This is a genomic window from Alcaligenes sp. YSL9 (assembly GCF_030515105.1).
Lineage (GTDB): Bacteria > Pseudomonadota > Gammaproteobacteria > Burkholderiales > Burkholderiaceae_B > Alcaligenes > Alcaligenes phenolicus.
In genome coordinates, this window is record NZ_JALXJU010000003.1 from 752,774 (window position 1) to 774,541 (window position 21,768).

General features: G+C 57.3%; 16 protein-coding genes. 11 read left to right on the forward strand and 5 right to left on the reverse strand.

Translation table 11 applies throughout. From position 1 onward, the window contains the following. Positions 1-176 precede the first annotated feature (176 nt). The 5 genes from M2Q46_RS16020 (at position 177) to M2Q46_RS16040 (ending at position 5,494) form a co-directional block, all read left to right on the forward strand. Positions 177-1,394, forward strand: coding sequence for an ABC transporter substrate-binding protein (locus tag M2Q46_RS16020; RefSeq protein ID WP_115634371.1), 1,218 nt, complete (start codon positions 177-179; stop codon positions 1,392-1,394). Positions 1,395-1,461: 67 nt separating this feature from the next. Next, positions 1,462-3,357, forward strand: a complete 1,896-nt coding sequence (locus M2Q46_RS16025) for an ABC transporter permease (RefSeq protein ID WP_035273689.1) — start codon at positions 1,462-1,464, stop codon at positions 3,355-3,357. Further along, positions 3,354-4,121, forward strand: a complete 768-nt coding sequence (locus M2Q46_RS16030; RefSeq protein ID WP_035273692.1) for an ABC transporter ATP-binding protein — start codon at positions 3,354-3,356, stop codon at positions 4,119-4,121. The genes M2Q46_RS16025 and M2Q46_RS16030 overlap by 4 nt, the downstream gene beginning before the upstream one ends. Then, positions 4,118-4,897 (forward strand): ABC transporter ATP-binding protein, encoded by a 780-nt coding sequence (locus M2Q46_RS16035; protein ID WP_257112348.1) that lies wholly within the window; start codon positions 4,118-4,120, stop codon positions 4,895-4,897. The genes M2Q46_RS16030 and M2Q46_RS16035 overlap by 4 nt, the downstream gene beginning before the upstream one ends. A 48-nt stretch (positions 4,898-4,945) precedes the next feature. Further along, a complete protein-coding gene (locus M2Q46_RS16040) occupies positions 4,946-5,494 on the forward strand; it encodes a DUF924 family protein (protein ID WP_045931264.1) in 549 nt (182 codons plus the stop codon). Between the two features lie 155 nt (positions 5,495-5,649). Here M2Q46_RS16040 and M2Q46_RS16045 read toward each other — a convergent pair whose 3' ends face one another. After that, positions 5,650-8,490: a c-type cytochrome gene (locus M2Q46_RS16045; RefSeq protein ID WP_302357623.1), complete on the reverse strand. Its 2,841-nt coding sequence runs from the start codon at positions 8,488-8,490 to the stop codon at positions 5,650-5,652. Further along, a complete protein-coding gene (locus M2Q46_RS16050; RefSeq protein ID WP_035273699.1) occupies positions 8,487-8,963 on the reverse strand; it encodes a (2Fe-2S)-binding protein in 477 nt (158 codons plus the stop codon). Before M2Q46_RS16050 ends, M2Q46_RS16045 begins: the two co-directional genes overlap by 4 nt. 400 nt (positions 8,964-9,363) lie before the next feature. Here M2Q46_RS16050 and M2Q46_RS16055 point away from each other — a divergent pair, with 400 nt between their 5' ends. The 4 genes from M2Q46_RS16055 to M2Q46_RS16070 all read left to right on the forward strand — a co-directional run bounded on the left by M2Q46_RS16055 (position 9,364) and on the right by M2Q46_RS16070 (position 14,252). Then, entirely contained in the window at positions 9,364-11,622 is a 2,259-nt protein-coding gene (locus M2Q46_RS16055; protein WP_302357624.1) for a xanthine dehydrogenase family protein molybdopterin-binding subunit, read from the forward strand. Positions 11,623-11,683: 61 nt separating this feature from the next. Continuing rightward, the gene (locus M2Q46_RS16060; RefSeq protein ID WP_115634365.1) at positions 11,684-12,508 is read left to right on the forward strand and encodes an alpha/beta fold hydrolase; all 825 of its coding nucleotides are present in this window, start codon (positions 11,684-11,686) and stop codon (positions 12,506-12,508) included. Positions 12,509-12,589: 81 nt separating this feature from the next. After that, positions 12,590-13,642, forward strand: a complete 1,053-nt coding sequence (locus M2Q46_RS16065; RefSeq protein ID WP_226349805.1) for a 2,5-dihydroxypyridine 5,6-dioxygenase — start codon at positions 12,590-12,592, stop codon at positions 13,640-13,642. Continuing rightward, a complete protein-coding gene (locus tag M2Q46_RS16070) occupies positions 13,629-14,252 on the forward strand; it encodes an N-carbamoylsarcosine amidohydrolase (RefSeq protein WP_035275666.1) in 624 nt (207 codons plus the stop codon). The genes M2Q46_RS16065 and M2Q46_RS16070 overlap by 14 nt, the downstream gene beginning before the upstream one ends. A 119-nt stretch (positions 14,253-14,371) precedes the next feature. Here M2Q46_RS16070 and M2Q46_RS16075 read toward each other — a convergent pair whose 3' ends face one another. Beyond that, the gene (locus tag M2Q46_RS16075; protein ID WP_302357625.1) at positions 14,372-17,674 is read right to left on the reverse strand and encodes an autotransporter domain-containing protein; all 3,303 of its coding nucleotides are present in this window, start codon (positions 17,672-17,674) and stop codon (positions 14,372-14,374) included. A gap of 1,048 nt (positions 17,675-18,722) precedes the next feature. On the opposite strand from M2Q46_RS16075, the gene M2Q46_RS16080 reads away from it, so the two are divergent. Beyond that, positions 18,723-19,337 carry a nucleotidyltransferase family protein gene (locus M2Q46_RS16080; RefSeq protein ID WP_302357626.1) on the forward strand — a complete coding sequence of 205 codons (615 nt, stop codon included), beginning with the start codon at positions 18,723-18,725 and terminating at the stop codon, positions 19,335-19,337. Here M2Q46_RS16080 and M2Q46_RS16085 read toward each other — a convergent pair. Both M2Q46_RS16085 and M2Q46_RS16090 read right to left on the reverse strand, forming a co-directional pair. Next, positions 19,334-20,074: a flagellar brake protein gene (locus M2Q46_RS16085; RefSeq protein ID WP_035273382.1), complete on the reverse strand. Its 741-nt coding sequence runs from the start codon at positions 20,072-20,074 to the stop codon at positions 19,334-19,336. The two genes, M2Q46_RS16080 and M2Q46_RS16085, sit on opposite strands and share 4 nt — an antisense overlap. 112 nt (positions 20,075-20,186) lie before the next feature. Next, on the reverse strand, positions 20,187-21,107 hold the full coding sequence (locus M2Q46_RS16090; RefSeq protein WP_302357627.1) for a delta(1)-pyrroline-2-carboxylate reductase family protein: 921 nt from the start codon (positions 21,105-21,107) through the stop codon (positions 20,187-20,189). 215 nt (positions 21,108-21,322) lie between these two features. Here M2Q46_RS16090 and M2Q46_RS16095 point away from each other — a divergent pair, with 215 nt between their 5' ends. Next, complete coding sequence (locus M2Q46_RS16095; RefSeq protein WP_022983226.1) at positions 21,323-21,739, forward strand: YidB family protein; 417 nt, start codon at positions 21,323-21,325, stop codon at positions 21,737-21,739. Positions 21,740-21,768: the final 29 nt, after the last annotated feature.

The window sequence follows — 21,768 nt, forward strand, 5'->3', positions numbered from 1 at the left end:
TCCTTGCTTTAATGGCTTTCTGCGTGGCTTGCTGTGTTTTATGTTTAAAGTGTTCAAGGGTATATCCCTAGGTCTTGGCCGATTTACTCGCAAAAATACCATGTGTACACTTTAAATCACTAAAACAAGACAAGTTGCTGAGTCGTGTTTCGCCTCACAAGCCCACGGAGAAGACAATGAACAAGACATTTGCAGGGGTAGCACTGGCAGGAACGATGATGTTGCAAACCTTGGGGGCCACCGCTGCCGCCGAGGGGGTGATCAAGATTGGTGAGCTGAACAGCTATAAATCCCAGCCCGCTTTTTTGGGGCCTTATCGAAACGGGATGGAGCTGGCGGTTGAGCAGATCAACCAGGCCGGGGGGATTCACGGCAAGCAGCTGCAATTGATCATCAAGGACGACAACTCCAATCCCGGCGATGCGGTACGCGCTGCCGAAGAATTGATCTCGCGTGAAAAAGTGGATGTGCTGACCGGGACCTTCTTGTCCAATATCGGTCTGGCCATTACCGACTTTGCCAAGCATAAAAAAGTTTTCTTTCTGGCCAGCGAGCCGTTGACCGACAAGATCGTCTGGGCCGATGGCAACCGCTATACCTTCCGCCTGCGCAACTCTACCTATATGCAGGTAGCCATGCTGGTGCCCGAAGCCGTCAAGCTGAACAAGAAGCGTTGGGCCATTGTGTACCCCAACTACGAGTACGGTCAGTCCGCTGTTGCCACCTTCAAGAGCTTGATGAAAGAAGCCCAGCCCGATATCGAGTTCGTGGCTGAACAGGCTACTCCTCTGGGTAAGGTCGATGCTGGTGCCGTAGTGCAGGCTTTGTCCGAAGCCAAGCCTGATGCGGTCTTTAACGTGCTGTTTGCGTCCGACCTGGCTCGTTTGGTTCGTGCCGGTAATCAGCGCCAGTTCTTCAGCCCTGCTTTGCCAGTAGTCAGCATGTTGACTGGCGAGCCGGAGTATCTGGACCCCTTGGGTGAAGAAACGCCAGAAGGCTGGATTGTGACAGGCTACCCTTGGTACGCCATCGACACGCCCGAGCACAATGCCTTCCTGAAAGCCTATCAGGACAAGTACAAAGAGCACCCACGCCTGGGCACGATTATTGGCTACAGCACCATTGTGTCGATTGCCGCCGGTATTGAAAAAGCCGGTTCTACCGACACGGAAGCCATGATCAAAGCCTTCCGTGGTCTGGATGTGGTCACACCTTTTGGTCCCATCACTTACCGTACGCAAGATCAGCAATCCACGCAGGGGGCGTATGTGGGTGTGCTGGCCAAACAAGACGGCAAGGGCATCATGACCAATATCCGTTACGCCGATGGCAAAGATGTACAGCCTACGGATGAGCAAGTCAGCCAGTGGCGTCCTGCCGCGGCCAATCAATAATTCCAACAACGCAGTATTTCGTAGATCGGCGCGCCGTCTGGCGCGCCACTTCTGACGCGAGGCAGTAATGGCCTTATCGGGTTTATGGGTGCAGTTCCTTAACGGGCTGGCCGAGGCATCGTCTTTGTTCCTGGTGGCGGCGGGTTTGTCCCTGATCTTCGGGGTGACACGTATCGTCAACTTTGCACACGGTTCCCTGTATATGCTGGGCATCTACATGGCGTACTCCACCGTGCAGTTCATGGGGGGCTCGGCGCTGGGGTTCTGGGCAGGCTTGATTGTGGCGGCCTTGCTGGTCGGCGCCTTGGGGGCCTTGCTGGAGATCGTGCTGCTGCGGCGTATTTATAAAGCGCCCGAGCTGTTCCAGTTATTGGCCACTTTTGCCCTGGTGCTGGTGATTAATGATGGCGCTTTGGCCGTGTGGGGGCCGGAAGATCTGCTGGGGCCGCTGGCTCCGGGTTTGAACGGCTCTATTTCTATTGCAGGTCGCTTCTTCCCGGTCTATGACCTGGTGCTGATCGTGATCGGTCCGGTGGTGCTGGGCTTGCTGTGGCTCTTGCTGACCCGTACCCGATGGGGTGTGCTGGTGCGCGCCGCGACCCACGACAGACAAATGCTGGGTGCGCTGGGTGTGAATCAGGCCTGGTTGTTTACGGGTGTGTTTGCCTTGGGTGCCTTCCTGGCGGGTTTGGGTGGTGCTGTGCAATTGCCGCGTCAGCCCGCCAATCTGCTGCTGGACTTGAGCGTGATTGGGGATGCCTTTGTGATTGTGGTGGTCGGTGGCATGGGCTCCATCCCCGGCGCTTACGTGGCTGCTCTGATCGTCGCTGAATTGAAAGCCCTGTGTATTGCGCTGGGCACGGTCACCTTCTTTGGTGTGGACTTTGCCTTTCCGAAGTTGACGCTGGTGGTGGAATTCATCTTCATGGCCGTGGTGCTGGTGTTCCGGCCCTGGGGCTTGTTCGGGCGTGCTCAAGCTGTCAGCCGTAACTCGGCTCCTATCGAAGCGCCCCTGCGTGCTGGTAGTGGAGCGTTCCAGATCATGGTGCTGGTGGTTCTGGGTGTGATGGCGGCCTTGCCTTTGATGAGCGACTGGTTCCCGTACGCACCCGTGCTGGCTCTGGATATTCTGGTTTTGTCCCTGTTCTCCTTGAGCCTGCATTTCATGATGGGGCCAGGGGGCATGAACTCCTTTGGTCATGCTGCTTACTTTGGTCTAGGCGCTTATGCGGCTGCCCTGTTGTTCAAGGCGGCGGCCTTGTCCATGGGCTGGTCCCTGGTTCTGGCTCCAGCTGTCGCAGGCTTGGGTGCGCTGATCTTTGGCTGGTTCTGCGTGCGTCTGTCCGGTGTTTACCTGGCTATGCTGACCCTGGCTTTCGCACAGATTATCTGGTCGATTGTGTATCAGTGGGACAGCTTTACGGGTGGCTCCAATGGCGTGGTCGGTATCTGGCCTGCGGAGTGGCTGTCGGGTGATCGCTACTATTACTTTGCCTTGCTGCTGGTGGTGGCAGCGGCCTTCCTGTTGCGTCGCATCTTGTTCTCCCCCTTTGGTTACGCCATGCGTGCCAGCCGGGACTCGGCCTTGCGGGCCGAGGCCATTGGTATCCCCGTCAAGCGTGTGCAGTGGCTGACCTTTATTCTGGCAGGTACGTTTGCTGGTCTGGCCGGTGCCTTGTTTGTCTTTTCCAAAGGTAGCGTCTCGCCTGAAGTGATCGCAGTGAACAAGTCCGTGGATGGCTTGGTCATGGTCTTGCTGGGTGGTTTGCAAACTCTGGTTGGGCCAGTGGTGGGTGCAGCCGTATTCACGTTGCTACAGGATTTCTTCCTGGGCATTACACAGTATTGGCGCGCCTTGTTCGGTGGCGTGATTCTGCTGCTGGTTCTGGCTTTCCCGCAGGGTATTGCCGGCTTTTTCAAACGCTGGGCGCATCGCCGCGTAGCACCGGAGGCATCGTCATGAGTTTGCTGCAAGTACGAGGTCTTAAAAAAGCGTTTGGCGGCAATCTGGCCGTAGACGGTATCGAGTTTGATGTGCAGGCCGGAGAGTTCCTGGCCTTGATCGGCCCCAATGGGGCTGGCAAAACCACCACCTTCAATATGGTGGGCGGGCAATTGACGCCTACAGCCGGGTCAGTGCGTTTGGGCGATCAGGAACTGGTAGGGCTGGCCCCGCGCAAGATTGCTGCCTTGGGGGTGGGCCGTACCTTTCAGATTGCTGCGACTTTTGCGTCTCTGACGGTGGTGGAAAACGTGCAGATGGCCTTGCTGGCACATCAGAAAAAACTGTTTTCCTTCTGGCGTCGGGCGGCTCAGTTCGAACGGGCTCGTGCGCTGGATTTGCTGGATCAGGTGGGTATGCTGGCGCAGGCTGAACGCCCTTGTAGCGAGCTGGCTTACGGGGACGTGAAGCGGGTGGAGCTGGCGATTGCATTGGCCAACGACCCCCGTCTTTTGCTGATGGACGAACCCACGGCAGGCATGGCACCCAAAGAGCGTAATGAGCTGATGCGCCTGACCAAAAAACTGGTGATCGAACGCAATATGGGTGTGCTGTTTACCGAGCACAGTATGGACGTGGTGTTCGAGCACTCGGACCGTATGTTGGTGCTGGCCCGTGGTCGGCTGGTGGCAGAAGGGGATGCAGACTATATCCGTCAGCATCCCAAGGTGCAGGAGGTGTACTTTGGCACAGGCAAAACATTCGAGAACAAGGAGCCAGCATGACGCAGGATTTAGTAGCCGGTTCTGAGCGGGTTGCCACAAGCGTGGCCGACAAGCAGCCTTTGCTAAGTGTGGATGGCTTGAATGCCTGGTACGGTGCCGCGCATATCTTGTTTGACCTGTCACTGACCGTGCGACGTGGTGAAGTGGTCGCCTTGATGGGGCGTAACGGTGCGGGCAAGTCCACTACCTTGAAATCCATTATGGGTTTGATGGAGCGCTGCGACGGTCATATTGAATTCATGGGCCAGGCCATTCACGACAAGCAGCCCTTTGAAATCGCACGTGCGGGTTTGGGCTTTGTGCCCGAAGACCGGCGTATCTTTACCGATCTGAGCGTCACGGAAAATCTGGAAGTGGGACGTCAGCCAGCACGGCGCTGGCCCGATGGTACAGCAGCTCCGCACTGGCAGCCCGAGCGCTTGTACAGCCTGTTTCCCAATCTGGGTCAAATGCAGGACAGGCCCGGTGGGCAGATGAGCGGGGGCGAGCAACAAATGCTGACCGTCGCGCGCACCTTGATGGGCAATCCTTATCTTGTCTTGCTGGACGAACCATCCGAGGGCGTGGCTCCCGTGATTGTGGAGCAGATGGTGCACATGATTCTGGAGCTGAAGCAGGCCGGTGTCAGCATCTTGCTGTCCGAGCAGAATTTGCATTTTGCCGAGCTGGTGTCGGATCGGGCTTATGTGCTGGAAAAGGGGCAAATACGGTACAGTGGCGCCATGCAGGAATTAAGTGCCAACGAGCAAGTGCGGCGCACTTACCTGTCCGTCTAACTTCGGGCCTCCCCGTATTGGAGGCCAGACCGGCTTCAGGAGAACACCATGGCAGATGCACGTCCCAATCCTCAGGCAGTGATTGATTTCTGGGTTGAATCAGGGCCAGAGAAATGGTTTCGCAAGTCCGATGACTTTGACCGGGAATTTCGCGAACGGTTTTTGGATTGGCACGAACGTGCGGCCAAGGGCGAGCTGGATGATTGGGCACAGACGGCAGAAGGAGCCTATGCCTTGCTGATTCTGCTGGATCAGTTTCCGCGCAACTCTTTTCGCAATACCACGCGCATGTATGCGACCGATGAGAAGGGGTTGGCGATTGCCAAGGAAATGGTGGCCAAGGGGCTGGATAAACAGATTCCGGTGGAGCGTCGGGTGTTCTGCTACCTGCCGTATTCCCATGCAGAGAACCTGGCCGATCAGCAAGAGGCCGTGCGTCTGAATCAGGAAATTGGCCGTCCCTGGCTGGACCACGCTGAGGAGCATCTGGATGTGGTGGAGCGTTTTGGGCGCTTCCCGCACCGTAATTCGATCCTGGGGCGTACTACCACGGCGGAAGAGCAGAAGTTCCTGGAGGCCGGTGGTTTTTCCGGCTGATGGGTTTTGAGTCCGGGCCAGGCTGGGATTTTGGGCTTGGCCTGGGCCAAGTCTGAAGGCGATGCACCATGAAGCAGAGGCGGCCAAGTGAAAACTTGAAGCCGCCTTTGGTTCGTTTACCCCTTATCTAAACACTATCTGCGGACCAGCCCGGTCTACAAGTGTCCCTTTTGCTCCCGTATGGTTGCAATCTTGTCTTTCAGTCCTGTCCAGGCTGGTTTGTCCGGAGCAAAGCGCGCGCGCATATAGTTGAGCAAATCTTCCATCTGCTCGTCATTCATGCTGTTCTTGAAACCGGGCATGGAGCCCAGAGCAGGCTGTGCCGGACGGGTAATGCCGTGCATCAATACCTGAATCGTATTGTCCGGATGCTCGCTGTGCAGATTGCTGTTCAAGGCCAGGGACGGGCGGGCACCAAATAGCACCGGCCCACCGCGCGGGTCGTGACAAACAGCACAAGCCCCGTTGAACAGGTTTTCACCCGGCATCAACATCACTTCCTTATTGCTGCGGCTGTTCTGCTCCAAAAGCGCGGCCTGGGCGGCGTGCGTTTGTTCTTGTTCGTTCTTGACCGGGTTCAGGCTGCTTAGATAATGCGCCATGGCGCGGACATCGGATTCAGGCAGTTCTGCCAAACCCGCCACGACCGGTCCCATTGGCCCTGCTGCCACACCATGACGGGGCGAATAGCCGGTACGCAAGTACTGGTACAGCTCCTGCTCTGTCCAGGGGATGGGAGCTTTGGACAAGCTATTGAGTGCAGGCGCTTCCCAGTTGTCCGCAAAACCACCGGCCAGGAAATTCGCTTCACCCCCTTTCTCGGCTCCCAGCATATTGCGCGGGCTATGGCAGGCCGCACAGTGTCCGCTGCTGTTAACCAGATACGCGCCCCGATTCCATTGCACGGTTTGCGTGGGGTCCGGCACGTAGGCATTCGGATCACGGTGAAACAGCAGGTTCCAGCCCGCTACCAAAGGCCGCATATTCATGGGGAAGGGCAGTTTGGTTTCAGGCACTTCGGATTTCACCGGCTCTTGCGTCATCAAGTAGGCATAGAGGGACTGCATGTCCTCATCGCTGATCTTGGCAAAGGCCGTGTAAGGGAAGGCCGGGTACAGGTGGCGACCGTCCTGGTGAATACCTTCGCGCATGGCACGTTCAAAGGCTTTGTAGCTCCAGCTGCCTATGCCGGTTTCTTTGTCCGGGGTGATGTTGGTGGTATAGATCGTGCCAAACGGCGTATCCAAACCCAGACCGCCCGCATTGGGTGTGCCGCCTTCAGCGGTGTGGCAGACCATGCAGTCGCCCGCAATCGCAACCAGGCGGCCGCGTTCGATGGCCAGCTCTGAAAAGATGGAGGTATCCACCTGGCCGACCGGTGCAATGGCAGGTCGCCAGGGCAGGGCACTCAAGACTGTGCCGGTGGCGACCGCGGCCAAGGCTCCCCACCAGGCTTTGCGCTTTTTGCTGCTGCCTGTCTTATCGGACTGATAGCCCAGTGCCAAAGACTGTTCGCTAAAAGGCGCGCTGGTCAGACGTATGCCACTGGCATTGAAAATTGCATTGGCAATGGCGGCAGCGGCAGGCAGTTCCACGCCCTGATTCCAGGCCAAAGGCTGGCCTACAGCAGACTCCCGTTTGACCAGCTGAACGGCTGGCTTGTCGGCTGTTTCTTTGACGGGGCTGTCGCTATGACCTTCACCGCCTTTGCCCACGCCGTTGTTTAGCAGTTGCTGCGCCCAACGACTCAGTCGGTCGGCCAAGGCAGGCGCGGACTCCGTGGCCTGCTCGGGAGTGCCCAGCTCGGTGCTGTCGTGGCCAATGGTCAGCTTGTCTATACTGAGTGTGCCTTGGCGGGTATCGACGCTAACATCCACGGCCCAGGCGGACCACTGCTCGCGTGCAGCTTGCCCGGGGACGTGTTCAACAATATGGCTGTAGGCCAGCCCGCGACCCTTGCGTAAAGGGCCTTGATGGGCGGGCAAGGGTTCGGACCAGTCCGACTGTTCGGCAACCCGTTGCAGAAGATCTCGACCTTGGGGACTACTGACTTGTTCCAGTCGTGCCGCCAAGGGGTCCAGTCCCAGGCTGTGGCAGTCTTGATCGAACTGCGACTCTTGAGCAAAGATCGTGGCCTGGGCCAGGCTGTCGGGGTCGCTGCTGGCGGCTGCGCCATCATAGTTAGGTGTAGGGGCGGAGAAGTAATCACTTTTTACGGCCGGGCCGCTGCTGGGCAAACCTGGCTGACCGCAAAGAATGGCCGCCAGAGAAGGGCGCGCACCGGACAAGGTATTCAGTTGCCAGCGGGTGGCCCGCAAATGGGCATTCAGATCGTTTGGCTCTGCAGTGCCTTTAAAGACACTCAGGCGGATGGTGTCTGCACTGTGGCTGGCACGAACTTGTACGGCCTGGGGGCGCCCAAAGGCCATGACTGCCGCATCCATGGCACAGTCGTAAGCATCGGCCTGATTGCCGGCAATATCCTGCAAATGGATCTGTTCGCTGGGCAGGCCGCTCAAGGCTTGCAGCTCAATCAGCAGGGCCGCGGGGCGCTGCGTATGCGCCCAAACATAAAGCTGTTTGTCGTGATAACAGGCACGGGCCCAGGCAGTCTCCTGATGCTCGGCGGCAGATTGCCATTCATAGCTTTGATCGGGGGTGCTAAGCGTAGCAGCAACATCCTCATTCGCTGGAAGCGTAGCCTGGTTTGCCGCTACGGGCGTAGCCCAACGTGCATCCAGCAAAGCAGCGCCTTGCTGAGCCTGCTCGGCTTGCACCGCCAGCACACCCAGAAAATTGCCCATATGCACACAGGCCACGACACCAGGCACTTGCAGGGCGGCCTGCTGGTTTACTGTCTGTAATTCAGCACCCAGATACTGCCCGTTCTCGTACGACCAGTAAGGAGGCCGCACAACAGCGCCATGCAGCAGGCTGGTGCCAGCAGGCAGTTCCGGCCATAACGCTCGGGAAAGGTCTTGTACTGAATGACTCATTGCCGGGCCTTTGCGACGCGTACAGCGGCTTGCATGATTTCTACGTGTGTGCCGCAACGGCACAGGTTATAGCGCAGCTCGTCCCGAATTTGCTCTTCGGTGGCTTGCGGATTGCGTTCCAGAAGGGCCTGCACAGTCATGACCATGCCATTGAGGCAATAGCCGCATTGTGCGGCCTGGCAGTCAATAAATGCCTGCTGAACATCATTAGGCTGGCCGTTCCGGGCCAAGCCTTCCAAGGTAGTGATCTGACGGTTTTCTACCAGGCTGACAGGCACAACACAGGAGCGGGCGGCCACACCATCGACCAGCACCGTACAGGCGCCACATTCACCCAGGCCACAGCCGAATTTGGGGCCATTCAGTTCCAGGTCGTTACGCAATACATAAAGCAGCGGCGTATCGGGTTCCACCTCGATGATGTGGGTCTCTTGATTGACCCGCAAGGTGTGCGGGCGAGTACAAGGGTTCATGGGTTTCACCTTTGGTAGATCGCACCTTGTTGTCGGACAGCGTGTGCGGTGCTTTTATCAGCTCGGTATTGATATGCTTAAATTAAGTGTATACACTTTAATTTATCGAGTAAATAGATTCTACTACTCCCTTGAGGTATCAATCAAAGCCCTCTTGGGAAGCCGTTCGAAATTCGGTCTAATCTTATTTAATATAGGGTTTACACTGATTATTAAGCCCTTGATTTTCTCTTTATAGTAGTTTCGATAAATGGGTTGAAGCGCACTGCATTTGTTTTTATTAGGGCGTGTACGCTAGTAATCAATGTTTTGCCAGGGGGCGTTTCAGGCAGGTTTTCAGGGATGGAGCCCTGATGGCCGGTTTCCAGCCCCTTATATAAAGCCCAGCCAGGAGAGTGTGATGTCTTACGATGCGCCGCGCCACCAGCAGCAAGACTTGCTCAGGGCGTCTGGCACCTTGCTGATTTTAGCGGCACCGGCGCGGCCTCCCAAGCCTTCGCCCGGCCAGCCCGGCGTGGTGTCCGAGTATTTGCAGGCGCACGACGATGTCTTTGTCGCCGTGTCCGAACAGGGCTGGGTGCGCGCTTTTAATGGGCACGTGGATCTGGGTACCGGCATTCAAACTGCACTGAGTCAGATTGTGGCCGACGAGCTGGATGTGCCCATGGCACGCGTGCAAATGGTGCTGGGTCATACCGATGCGGTGCCCAATCAAGGCCCCACCATCGCCAGTGCTTCCATTCAGATTCATGCTGTGCCGCTGCGCAAGGCGGCGGCTCAGGCACGTCAATTGCTGCTGGCACAGGCCGCAGAACGCTGGACACTGCCTGCCGAACAATTACGCGTGGAAGACGGTACCATCATTGCCCCGGACGAGCGTAGCCTGACTTACTGGAAACTGCTGGAGGGTCTGGAACTGCGGGCCTATCTGGATAAAGAAACTCCCACCAAACCGGCCGAACAATTGCGCATTGTAGGGACAGCCCAGGCGCGTGTCGATATTCCGGGCAAGGTCGCAGGGCAGTGGGTGTATGTGCACGATGTGCGCGTGCCCGGTATGTTGCATGGCCGCGTTGTGCGTCCTCCTTATATAGGGCGTGATAGCGGCGACTTCATCGGTTGCAGCCTGGAGTCTGTGGACGAGGAGTCCATCCGTCATATTGGCGACGATGTGCGAGTCGTGGTGATTGGCGACTTTATTGGTGTGGTCGCGCGTCGTGAAGAACACGCTATGCGTGCTGCCCGCGAATTGAAAGTGCGCTGGAAAGCGATTCCTCCGCTGGAGGATATGAGCAATCTGGAGCAGCTGATTCGTCGTCAGCCCATGACAGAGCGTTTGCTGGCCGATAAAGGGCCGGGTTTTGACGAGCTGCCGCCAGAAGGCAAACGCTTGAAGCGTAGCTATGTCTGGCCTTTTCAACTCCATGCCTCTATTGGTCCGTCTTGCGCGGTGGCGGACTATCAGCCCGGTCATAGCCGGATCTGGTCAGGCTCGCAGAACCCGCATATGTTGCGCGTTCATTTGAGCCAGTTGCTGGACGAGGACGAGGCCGGTCTGGAGATCATCCGTCACGAAGCGGCCGGTTGCTATGGCCGTAATTGTGCTGACGATGTGTGTGCGGATGCCTTGCTCTTGTCCCGAGCCGTAGGTGCGCCGGTGCGTGTGCAACTGACGCGAGAACAAGAGCACGGCTGGGAGCCTAAAGGCGCTGCTCAGTTGATGGATGTCGAAGGCTCCATTGATGCCCAAGGGCAACTGCGTCATTACGATTTTGTGACCCATTACCCCTCCAACGATGCGCCGAACCTGGCGCTCTTGCTGACGGGGCGGGAGTCGGCGGCCCCCCGTCAGTTGGAAATGGGGGATCGCACGGCAGTACCGCCTTACAGCTATCCCAAGCAGCGCATTGTGTGTCAGGACATGCCCGCGATTGTGCGCGCTTCCTGGTTGCGCGGCGTGTCGGCCATGCCCAACTCTTTTGCGCATGACTGCTTTCTGGATGAGCTGGCAGTGGAAGCGGGTGTGGACCCCTTGACCTATCGCCTGCGTTATCTGGATCAGGATGAACGTGCTCAGGAGCTGCTGCAGGCGGTGGCGGATAAGGGGCACTGGCAGATTGGGCAGCGTGGTTCGCGCGGGCAGCCGGATGAGCAGGGCTATTTGTATGGCCGTGGTCTGTCGTATGCCCGTTATATACACAGCAAGTTCCCTGGTTTCGGGGCGGCCTGGTCAGCCTGGTTACTGGATTTGCGGGTCCATATAGAAACGGGCGTGATCGACGTGCAGAAGATTTATGTGGGTCAGGATACCGGGCAGATGGTGAACCCGGCCGGTGTGCGCCACCAGATTCACGGCAATGTGATTCAGTCCTTGAGCCGCACGTTGTATGAACAGGTGCGCTTTAACGCACAGGGCGTAGTCAGTGCGGAGTGGGGTGCCTATCCCATTGTGGATTTCCCGCGTATCCCGCCCATAGAGGTGATTTTGATGGACAGGCAGTCCGAGCCGCCTATGGGGTCGGGCGAATCCGCCTCCGTACCCTGTGCCTCGGCCATTGCCAATGCTTTGTTTGATGCAACTGGCCGACGTTTTCGGCAGGTGCCTTTTACACCGGATGTGGTCCGGGCCGCGCTGGCTGCTACGCCTCAAATGGCCTAGGCAGCAGCAGTTTTCATGGGTCGGGCTTAGGGCCTGACGGTTTCAATCCAAGGACAGATTAATGAGTACCTTTCTTTACGGCGGCCATGTTCATGCCAATGGCATTCGTCAGCATTACTTGCGTTACGGTGGTTCCAGCGAGGGTCGCGATCAGCGCCCAGCCGTCATCATTGTTCCTGGTATCACCAGTCCGGCTGTGACCTGGGGCTTTGTGGGCGAGCAGTTCGGCAAGCACTTTGATACCTACATTCAGGACGTACGTGGTCGCGGTTTGAGCGAAGCGGCTGAAGGTATGGATTACAGCCTGGATGCGCAGGCGGATGACTTGATCGCACTGGCTCAGGCGCTGGGCCTGAAGGACTACATCGTGGTCGGTCACTCCATGGGTGCCCGCATTGGTTTGCGTGCCGCTCACAAGAACAGCGATGGCCTGAACCGTCTGGTGATGGTTGATCCGCCAGTGTCCGGCCCAGGTCGTCGCGCTTATCCCTCCAAGTTGCCCTGGTACGTGGATTCCATGGCGATGGCTCGCAAAGGCTGCACCGCAGAAGACATGCGTGCCTTTTGCCCGACCTGGACCGAAGAGCAATTGCAATTGCGTGCCCAGTGGCTGCACACCTGCCATGAGCCTGCGATTCTGGCCAGCTTTGAGGGCTTTCATACCGACGATATTCATGTCGACTTCCCGCATTTGACCGTGCCCGCCTTGCTGATGACAGCCGAGCGCGGGGATGTGGTGCGTGATGAAGATGTGGCCGAGATTCAGCAGCTGGCCCCTGGCGTTCAGCACGTTCGCGTGCCTGATGCCGGTCACATGATTCCTTGGGATAACGAAGCAGGCTTTTACGAAGCCTTCGGTGACTTCCTGGGCCAGCGTTTGGTGTGATGTTGAAAGGGCCGCACGGGCGGCCCGTCGTGATGCAAAGGTTCCGCGTCAGTGTCGGAACCTTTCACAAGGAGAGACAAGATGGCAGTTAGTGATTACCAACTTATCGAGGCATGGCAAGAAGTGCTACGCCTGTCCAAGCTGCAGGCCGGTCAAACCGTGACCTTGCTGACCAGCTCGACCACGCACCCGCAAACCATGCAGTGTGCGCAGATTGCCGCTCAGTCCATGGGTGCAATTGTGAATCGCCTGGACTTGTTGCCGGTCAACGCGGAAAAAGCCTTGAGCCGTGACTCGCTGGCCTACCTGGGTACGACCCCGCTGACGGGTAACGAAGCAGCGATTGCAGCCCTGAAGGCTAGTGATCTGGTGCTGGACTTGATGACCCTGTTGTTCTCGCCCGAGCAGATCGACATTCTGAAGTCGGGCACGAAGATTCTGCTGGCCGTGGAGCCACCAGAAATTCTGGTTCGCACGGTGCCAACGGAAGCGGATCGTACACGCGTGACTGCGGCGGCCGCTTTGATCAAGGCCGCCAAGGAAATGAGCATCACCTCTCCTGCCGGTACGAACCTGCGTTGCCCGCTGGGTGAATTCCCGGCGATTCGTGAATACGGTTTTGTGGATGAGCCCGGTCGTTGGGACCACTGGCCCAGCGGTTTTGTGCTGACCTGGCCGAACGAGCTGGGCACTAACGGCACCATCGTGATCGACAAGGGCGACATCCTGTTGCCACAGAAGAAATACTCTACCGAGCAGATCATTCTGACCGTGGAAAACGGCTATGCCACCAAGATTGAAGGTGGTATCGAAGCCGAGCTGCTGGACGAATACATGAAGACCTTCAACGATCCCGAAGGTTATGCCATTTCCCACATTGGTTGGGGTTTGCAGCCGCGCGCTCACTGGTCCACCTTGGGTCTGTACTCGCGTGAGAACACCATTGGCATGGATGCGCGTGCGTTCGAGGGTAACTTCCTGTTCTCCCTGGGCCCGAACAATGAAGCTGGCGGCAAGCGCACAACCGCATGCCACATTGATATTCCTTTGCGCAATTGCACGGTCAGCCTGGATGGCCGCGCTGTCGTGCGTGATGGCAAAGTACTGGACGGAGGCGTTGGTGAGTACGAATGAGGGAGCGGTTTACGCTCAACAAGGGTTTGGGTCGACATTGGAGCCTAAAGCTCCTTACGGCTTGTTGATTATTGATCTGGTGAATGGCTTTGCGGATCCTGCCGTGTTTGGTGGCGGCAATATTCCTGAAGCTATCGAGAACACACAGAAGCTGTTGGCAACGGCGCGTGAACAGGGCTGGCCAGTGGCGCATACGCGTATCGTGTATGCCGACGATGGCGCTGATAACAACATCTTCAGCATCAAAGTGCCCGGCATGCTGGGTCTGACCGAAGACGCCCACAACAGCCATATTGTGCCGGAACTGGCTCCTGCGCCCGGTGAGTTCATCGTTCGCAAGAATGTGCCGTCGGCGTTTTTCGGTACGCCCTTGGCGGCGTGGTTGACCCAGCGAGGTGTGCAAACACTGCTGGTTGCCGGTGCCGTGACCAGTGGTTGTGTGCGCTCCAGCGTGGTCGATGCGATGCAACTGGGTTTCCGTCCCTTGGTGGTATCGGATTGCGTGGGTGACCGTGCGATTGGCCCACACGAGGCGAACCTGTTCGATATGCGTCAGAAGTACGCCACCGTGGCAACGCGTGAAGAAGCAATGAAGTTGATCGGACTTTGATCGAGTATCGGTAGTCTGCCGCTTGGGGGCAGGCTGTCGGACCTGTGCCCCTGGGAGTCGAACGACTCTCGGGGGCTTTTTTATAGTTGCTGTTCAGGTCCGTGTGAGGCCATCTGTTTTTAAAACGCCCAGCGCAGATTCATCTGTCCTTGCAGCGATGAATACCCGCCGCCGAACTGTGAACTGATGCTGGTGCCAATCGACAGACGCTCACTGCGTTGCCAGATCAGGCCAGTTCGCAGGCTCATCGTGTCGCGGGGCAGTACGCTATTGCGGGTATTGAACGTCGTATCTGTGGATGCAATGGCGAAACGGGCAGCTTGAGTCAGGTCGCGATCCAGCCATTCGTGATTCCAGCCAATGTCAACGTTCACGGCCAAGTTGCTGCCATCAGCCAGGGCGCGCTTCCATTCCGCCGTCAGCCCCAGGCTGGAGCGCAAGGCGTCTACGCGCTTGCTGTCCAGATGAAGTCGAGTGGCCGCATTGCCAGATTCGTCGACCGATGGGCGGGACACCAGGGCATAGTTCATGCTGGCAAAGGGTCCGACAGAAAAGGATGGGTCCAACTGCCACAGGTAGCCTGTGCCGGCGTCAATCGACAGGTTGCGTCCTGTCCAGTCAGACGAGTGCGTGGCCTGGTAGTCTCCAATGGCAATTTGCCTGCGCATATCGGCTTGTTCCAGACCCAGGCGCAGCCCGCTGAATGCAAAAAGACCTTCCCGAGCACCGGGGCGGTATTGCAGATGGGCTGCAAGGCCGAACGCGGTGGCTTTGCTCTTGCCGGAGTACGGGGCATCCGGCTTGACCGACAGGTCTGAAATATCCAGCTGCGCTCCCACGGCGAAGTCGGGGGCCGTTTCCAGGGCGCGTCCAGCTCCAACGATCAGGCCATAACTGTTGGCATCGTAGCCAAGCATGGACCCGCGCGTGTTTTGATCGCCACTGGCACCGAATACCAAGGCGTAGCCCTGCCAGTCAGTACCGGGCCGCAGCATGCTTTGGCTCAGGCCTTGGCGGGCGGTTTGCATGATCGAGCGCTCATGCATCAGGGAGCCGGCCATTGCAGCGCTGTAGCCTGCCGGTGAGATCTGGTCCAGGGCGGCGGATATTTGGGAGCCGTCGGTAGCGGAGAAGTCGAGCGTCTGGAACAGGCCTTGTGCGGATGCTGGCCCAGCGGCGGCTAGTTTGAACAAGGCTTGGCCGGCTTCTTGTTGGTTCTCGTCGCGGCCATACTGGCTATAGGCATTGTTGGCTCGCGTGGCCGACAAGTGATAGCGCTCATTACCCAAAGGAGCAACGTCAAATTGCAAGGTGGGCGATACGGAGGCGATTTGAGTGGTGCCGAAGCTGCCGCTGTAGCTGGTTGCTTCAACAAACGAGCCTGTGTCGACGGACCAGGCGTTTTGATACCAGTCGGCGGCGGGCGTCAGTTGCAGCGTGCCGGCCAGGTCAGCATGGCCACTGACGGCAAGGGTGTCGTGGCCGCCTTTACCATCAAACTCGGCTAACAGGCGGCCTGTTGCTGTTTGTTGGAAGTTGCCATTTACATTGATGCGTCCGACGGAGTTGCCGGGCGCCAGGGTGCCGGCATTAATCAGAGCATTGCCGCTGGCCAGATCGAAGCTGGCATTCCCGCCCAAGGTTGCCGCTTCCTTGATGGTGGCGCTGTGAACCTGCAAGGTGCCGTTCAGTTGCGTTGTGCCGCCGTCAAATGACAGGGCCAGATTGCCTTTGCCGGTGATGTTGCCGGCGTAGCTCAAGTGGAATGTGGCATCGGGCTGATCAATGCTGCGGCCCATCTTGTTGGCAGCCTGACCAAAGGACAGCGTAGTCAGACGCAGCTTGTTGTTGTCGTCGCGTTCTGCGTAATGCGACACTATATCGCCTTCAATTTGTGCGCCTTGCATCAGGTTGATGCGCTCAACGTAGGCATTGTCAGAGATCAGGATGGCCGCTTCTTGACCTGCAACTCGCCCGCTGATGTCGGCTTGTTGAACCAGGGGGCCGTTCAGTTCGGGGAGCAGGGCTTCATTGCTGCCCTCGCTGCTACGGATGTAGGATCCACGTCGCTCGGTCTCGTTGCCTAGCGAGTTGGTGCCAAAATCGAAACGCAGGCCTACACCCTGAGGGCCAGTAGCCTGGATATCGCCACGATGAACCAATGTGTGTCCGCGTCCGTAGGCAAATTGAATGCCTCGCCCGTTCAAACCATCTGCGTAGATTCTGACGCCTGGGTCGATGACAAGAGTGTTGTTCTCGCCATCGACCCGTATGCCTGCACCGCCTGATCCTGCTGCCAGCAGGTCAGCGGCTTGTCGGACCTGATTATTGCTGCCATAGATATGCAGGCCCAAGCCTAAAGTGGATTGGTTGTACTGACCTGGAAGGTAGTGGGTGCCCTGGGCATTGCGGGCAAAGAAGCCTTGTGTATTCACCAGTTCAAGGCCATCGCCGTAGATCGAGCGCCCGAAGAAGTTGCCCCGGTCAATGGTGTAGCCCAGGTCTTGCAGAACGGCCAGTTCAGCTTCCATGAAGCCCGAATAGTTACGGAAATTCTGGTGGCTCATGACGCTGTTTCGAAGTTCGATGTGGCTCATGAAGTTGTCATCTACGTCGCCGTTTTCCCCCAGTATCTTGACGGGCACGCCCTGCAGGCCTCCAGCCAGGACTTGCTCGATATTGGCACCGACCAGAAAACCCTTGTCCTGTCGCAGATCGAAGGCATCAGGGTCGTAAGAGGTGTTGCAGCCATTGCACAGAACTTTCTGTCCTGCCTGTGCTGGATTACCGTTGTCGTCCCTTAGCAGTTGCGTCCAGCTACTCAGCTGGCTTGTGAAATACGGCCGTATGTCATAGTCATCGCCTCTGTTTTCTACGCTGCTTAAGATACCCAGGCCATGAGCAACTTCGTGAATGGCCGTCAGGAGTACGCTGTCTTTACCGGTCTGGGGTGTTTGTGTAAGCGCCGGTTTTGTTGCGTAGTCGTCTGTGCCCAGGCCAAAAAACCCATGCCCACCTAATGGCAGCGTGCCTGCCGCTGGCGTCAGGCCGAAGATATTTTGCTGCATTTGCGTTAACGCACTTTGGCCGTCATTGGCTTCGGGTGAGCCACCGTAGGCGTTGCCCGACACATTACTCGTACCTATATTGATAATGGTTGGGGGATTGTTACCTTGGGTCTGGAGTATTTCAGCCCAATAGCCCAAGCCGTCAACGATCTCGTTTTTGTAGGCTCCATGACCTTGCCAGCTCCAGTAGGACGTATTGCCCTGGTTGTCGAACGGACCATCGCCAATTTCAAAAAAACGCGCGATAAAGACGGGGCGTCCCGAGGCGTTTTCTATGATTCTGTCTTCCAGGGCTTGAGCAGACAGTGGGGCAATGACAAGCGCCAGGGCGGCACACAGTTTCGTTGGTTTCATTGTTGAGCAGGTGTTGATGGCGCGAGATATTGTTTGCACTGGATGGCCCCTGAGGTAGAGGAAACAGTTTGATTAGAGTGGGGCGTTCATTGTTGCTGCATCGGGGCAGGGCTAATGAAGGGTGGTACCTTGGCCTGTGTCGGAAAAATATAGCAGATGTGTCAAATTGATATTGTTGGTTTTAAACCCTTGGTCGGGGTTTTTAAACGGCGTGCATTTGCTCTTTTGAGCTTTAAGTGTTGGGTTAAAGGGTTGCGGGGGGAGTCGTTTTTTTTGGGGGGCTTTCTTCTGGACGTGCCGTTTGGGCTTTGTGTGAGGCCGGTGGATGGTTTTCTTGTGCGGCCCGGGTACGGCTTGTCTTGGCGGGTCCCTTGCCCACGCTGCGCGTGGGTTCCCTTGTCAGAGTGCCGGGGCGGGCGGGTCGTGAACTCGGAGCGCGGTTTGTCCCCCGGACAAACCGCAAGCGTGCTCCTCAAACAGCACGACCCTTGCATCCCGCCCCAGCACTCTGCCTGCGGCAAGAGCCCTGACTCGCCCGCCAAGCCGTACCCGGGCCGCACAAGAAAACATGTGACACTGCTTAAAGCCCAAACGGCACTGGCAGAGGAGGGTGAAAGGAAAGAAGCCCTATTTTTCAAGGAATTAACAAGGACTTGGTAGAGAAAAAGCCTTTGTGAGCCGTTCAGTCGGCCTGCTGGGGTGTCAGGGCGGATCAGAGTACTTGCCGCGGGCAGGAGATAGCGTAGGGGTGCAAGCATCCTGTTGTTTGAGCGGGACGCTTGTGGTTCGTCCGGGGGACGAACCACCCCGCGAGTTCAGGATGCGCCCGTAGCTATCTCCTGACTAGGGTACCGGTGCGCAGCACCGGCAAGTGCTCAGCCCGGACACCCCAGCAGGCCGACTGAATGGCGTCTTCAAAGAGACTTCTTTTATCCACTAACCACTGCTCTTCAACCACGTTTGTCCCTTCACTCTTCTTTCTATTAGTCTAGTGAACGAAGCAATAGGTATTTTTGACGGGACATTACAAAGCTCAAAAGGAGCCAGGATGGCAGGGCAGCAGCATGTATCTGGAGTGGCGGGCATTATTCTGGCGGCGGGCCTGGGTCGGCGGTTCGATCCGTCGGGCCAGCAGTTGAAGCTATTGGCCAAGACTGAAGATGGCAGAACGATGGTGCGCCGCGTCTGTGAGACGGCTTTGTCCGTGCTTGATGAAGTGCTGCTTGTTTGTGATGTCCATGAGCAGATTTTGCGTCGGGAGCTGAGTGGCTTGCCGGTCAGATTTGTTCAGGCACCTGAGGCCATCCGCGGTATGGGTGTCAGCCTGAAAGCCGGGATCCACGCTTGCAGTCCCCGTTATGGTTATGTCGTTCTGCTGGCGGATATGCCTTGGTTGCGGCCAAGCACCGTAGCGGCGGTGGCTCAGGCGGTGCAGGATGGGGCCGGGATTGTGCGTCCCGTTTTGAATGGCCAGCCCGGCAATCCTGTGGGCTTTGGTCTGGAATGGCGTCAGCCGCTTTTGGAGCTTCCTGACGAGCAGGGCGCGCGTGGCTTGTTGCAGGCCAACAAGGATCAGACCTTGTTTGTGCCTTTAGTGGATGAGGGGATCTTGCGCGATGTGGACACCCCCGGTGATTTGGGGATGTCCCAAGCATCCAATTAGCCGTGACCGCGCTGTTTGGCGATCTGCTGGCGCTCCAGACGGCCGATGTAGTGTTGAATTGCCATCTGCGTGGAGGCAGAAAGATCAATGAAGGTACAGCCCAAACGTTGAATCTGTTTGCCATTAGGCAGTTGCTGCGTTTCCGTACGCGCTACTTGTAGCGCCACAACAAAAGAACCGGCTTGCGGCAGTTCCAGCAGGGATTCGGTTTTATGCGTGCCGATCACCTCTGCCAGGGTTTGCGATTCGTCCACCAAAGACAAGCCGCCACCACTGATGTCGTGCAGCAGAAAGCTTTTGGACTCGTTATTCAAGCGCAAGATCACCATGGCCGGTTCGCTGACGGGTACGTTGACGCGGAAGAACTCGCGTCGCTGCAAGCGGCGAATGGATTCGGGGATCGGGATCGCCAAGGCTGGCTGACCTTCGTAGGACACGACCTCTGGGGTGGGGCCCTGAAACGTCACCTTGATCTTGTCCAGCGAGGTCTCGAAATGGGTGTGTTCGGACTGCAGCAGATTGCGGGTTTTTTCTTCTTTGTTGGCGGTATCAATCACCACCACGTTATTGTCCAGATCAATATCCAGAATGGTGGTGACAATCCGGTCATTGCCCTGATTGGCTTCCATGTGCAGTAACAGGCCCCCTTTTTCGATAGCCCGTAAAACACGCAGAATTTCAAACTTGGACTGGATCTGATACGGATCGTCTTCGGTGGGAGGGAGCGTAGAAGTCATGGGTAGGGCGGCAAAAAGAGATCGGTAAGTGACTGTAAGGGATTGTACGCGCCAGAGTAACACTCTGGGCGCGCTTTGGCGTGTGAAGTCAGCTAGTTAACAGCCTAAGTATTTAGGCTTGGTTTAAATGCTGCAGGGCACAACGTGCTGCTGCCAAATCCCATGCAGCCGAGCCTACTGATTTGAAGAACAAGGGCTTGTCTTTGGGGGCTGGGGTACGCAGCGCCTGGTGAATGCTGTGGACTTGCTCCCAGTCCACGCCGGCCTGGATCAGGTCGCCTGCTTCCTGGCGGGCGCCGGCGACATCATCGGCATATAGACGGCTGGCCAGCAAGGTGTGGGCCTCGAACTCGGCCATATCTGGTTGAAAGGCTCCCAAGCCAATCAGCAAGCGATCAAGGCGTGCGGGTTCGTGATACACGGGTGTCAGGCTGGAGGTCAGGGCGATCAGTACATCCGTTTTTTCCGGAACAGCCGTGGTGGCCTGGACCCGGTCCCCGAATCTGGCTTGCAAGGATGTGGCCACAGCCTGTGCACGGTCTGGGTTACGGCCTGTCAGGGTGACACGTGCTTTGGGGTACAGCGTCATGATGGCATCGCAATGTGCGACAGCCTGTTGTCCGTACCCCAGCAAAGTGATGTGCTCCGGCCCTTGGGGCCACAGGGCTTGAATACCCAGCATGGATACTGCTGCAGTACGGCGTTCGGATAGGGTGGGTGCATCCAGAATCAGTAGCGGCAAACCGTTCTGGGCGTCGTAGACGCTGACCAGGCCCTGGATACTGCCCAGTTCCTGCCGCTGGTTGTCCAGCATCACATTAGCCAGTTTATGAACACCTATATCGTGTGAAACCGCTGGCATGGACAGCATTTGCCCCGTTTTGGGATAGTCCAGAACCTGACGGGTTGGGGCGACGATAGTACCAGCAGCATACTGGGCCATGGCTTTGCCTAGCTGGGCGACCAGTTCAGGATAAGGCAGGGCACGAGCAGTCTCTTCAGAGGACAGGACGGTATAGGAAGCTTGCGTCATTCCAGGGTCTCCATGGAGTCGGTCTGTGGGGGATGCCGGACTATTGAGAAACCAGTGTAGCGTAGGCCCAGCCCAGGGCAATAGGGCCTTTCCGCCAGTGATCTATTGACCCACCTTGACAATTAATCCGCCCCGCCTGGCGGCCTGTCGCGGCATAATGAGGCCTGATATCAGCACCTGCCCACGCGCGGGGCCGTGCATTGGGGAGAAAAATAATGAGTTTGCTTAATTCTGTTGTGTCGGCCTTGTCGGCTACGGATTCCAAATCCAAAGAGCAGGGCGCCTTGTTGCCCGCCCTGATTCAAGTCATCAGCAGCTATCCAGGCGGTTTGAGCGGCCTGATCGAGCGCTTTCGCTCGGGCGGGTTTGGCGATGTGGTGTCGTCCTGGATTTCGCAGGGCAGCAATCAGGAAATCGGCCAGCAGGATTTGCTGGGCGTGATGGGGCAACCGGCCATCAAGCAATTGGTGGACCTGTCGGGTTTGAATCAGCAAAGCGTGCTGGATAATCTGAAGATCATGCTGCCGTCCTTGATCAATCAAGCCAGCCCCAATGGTCAGTTTGACCCATCTCACATTACCGATGCCAGCAGCCTGCTGGGTGGTTTGACGCAGTTGTTTCGCAAGTCCTGATTCTCTTGCGTCCGTGACACGGTCTGTCT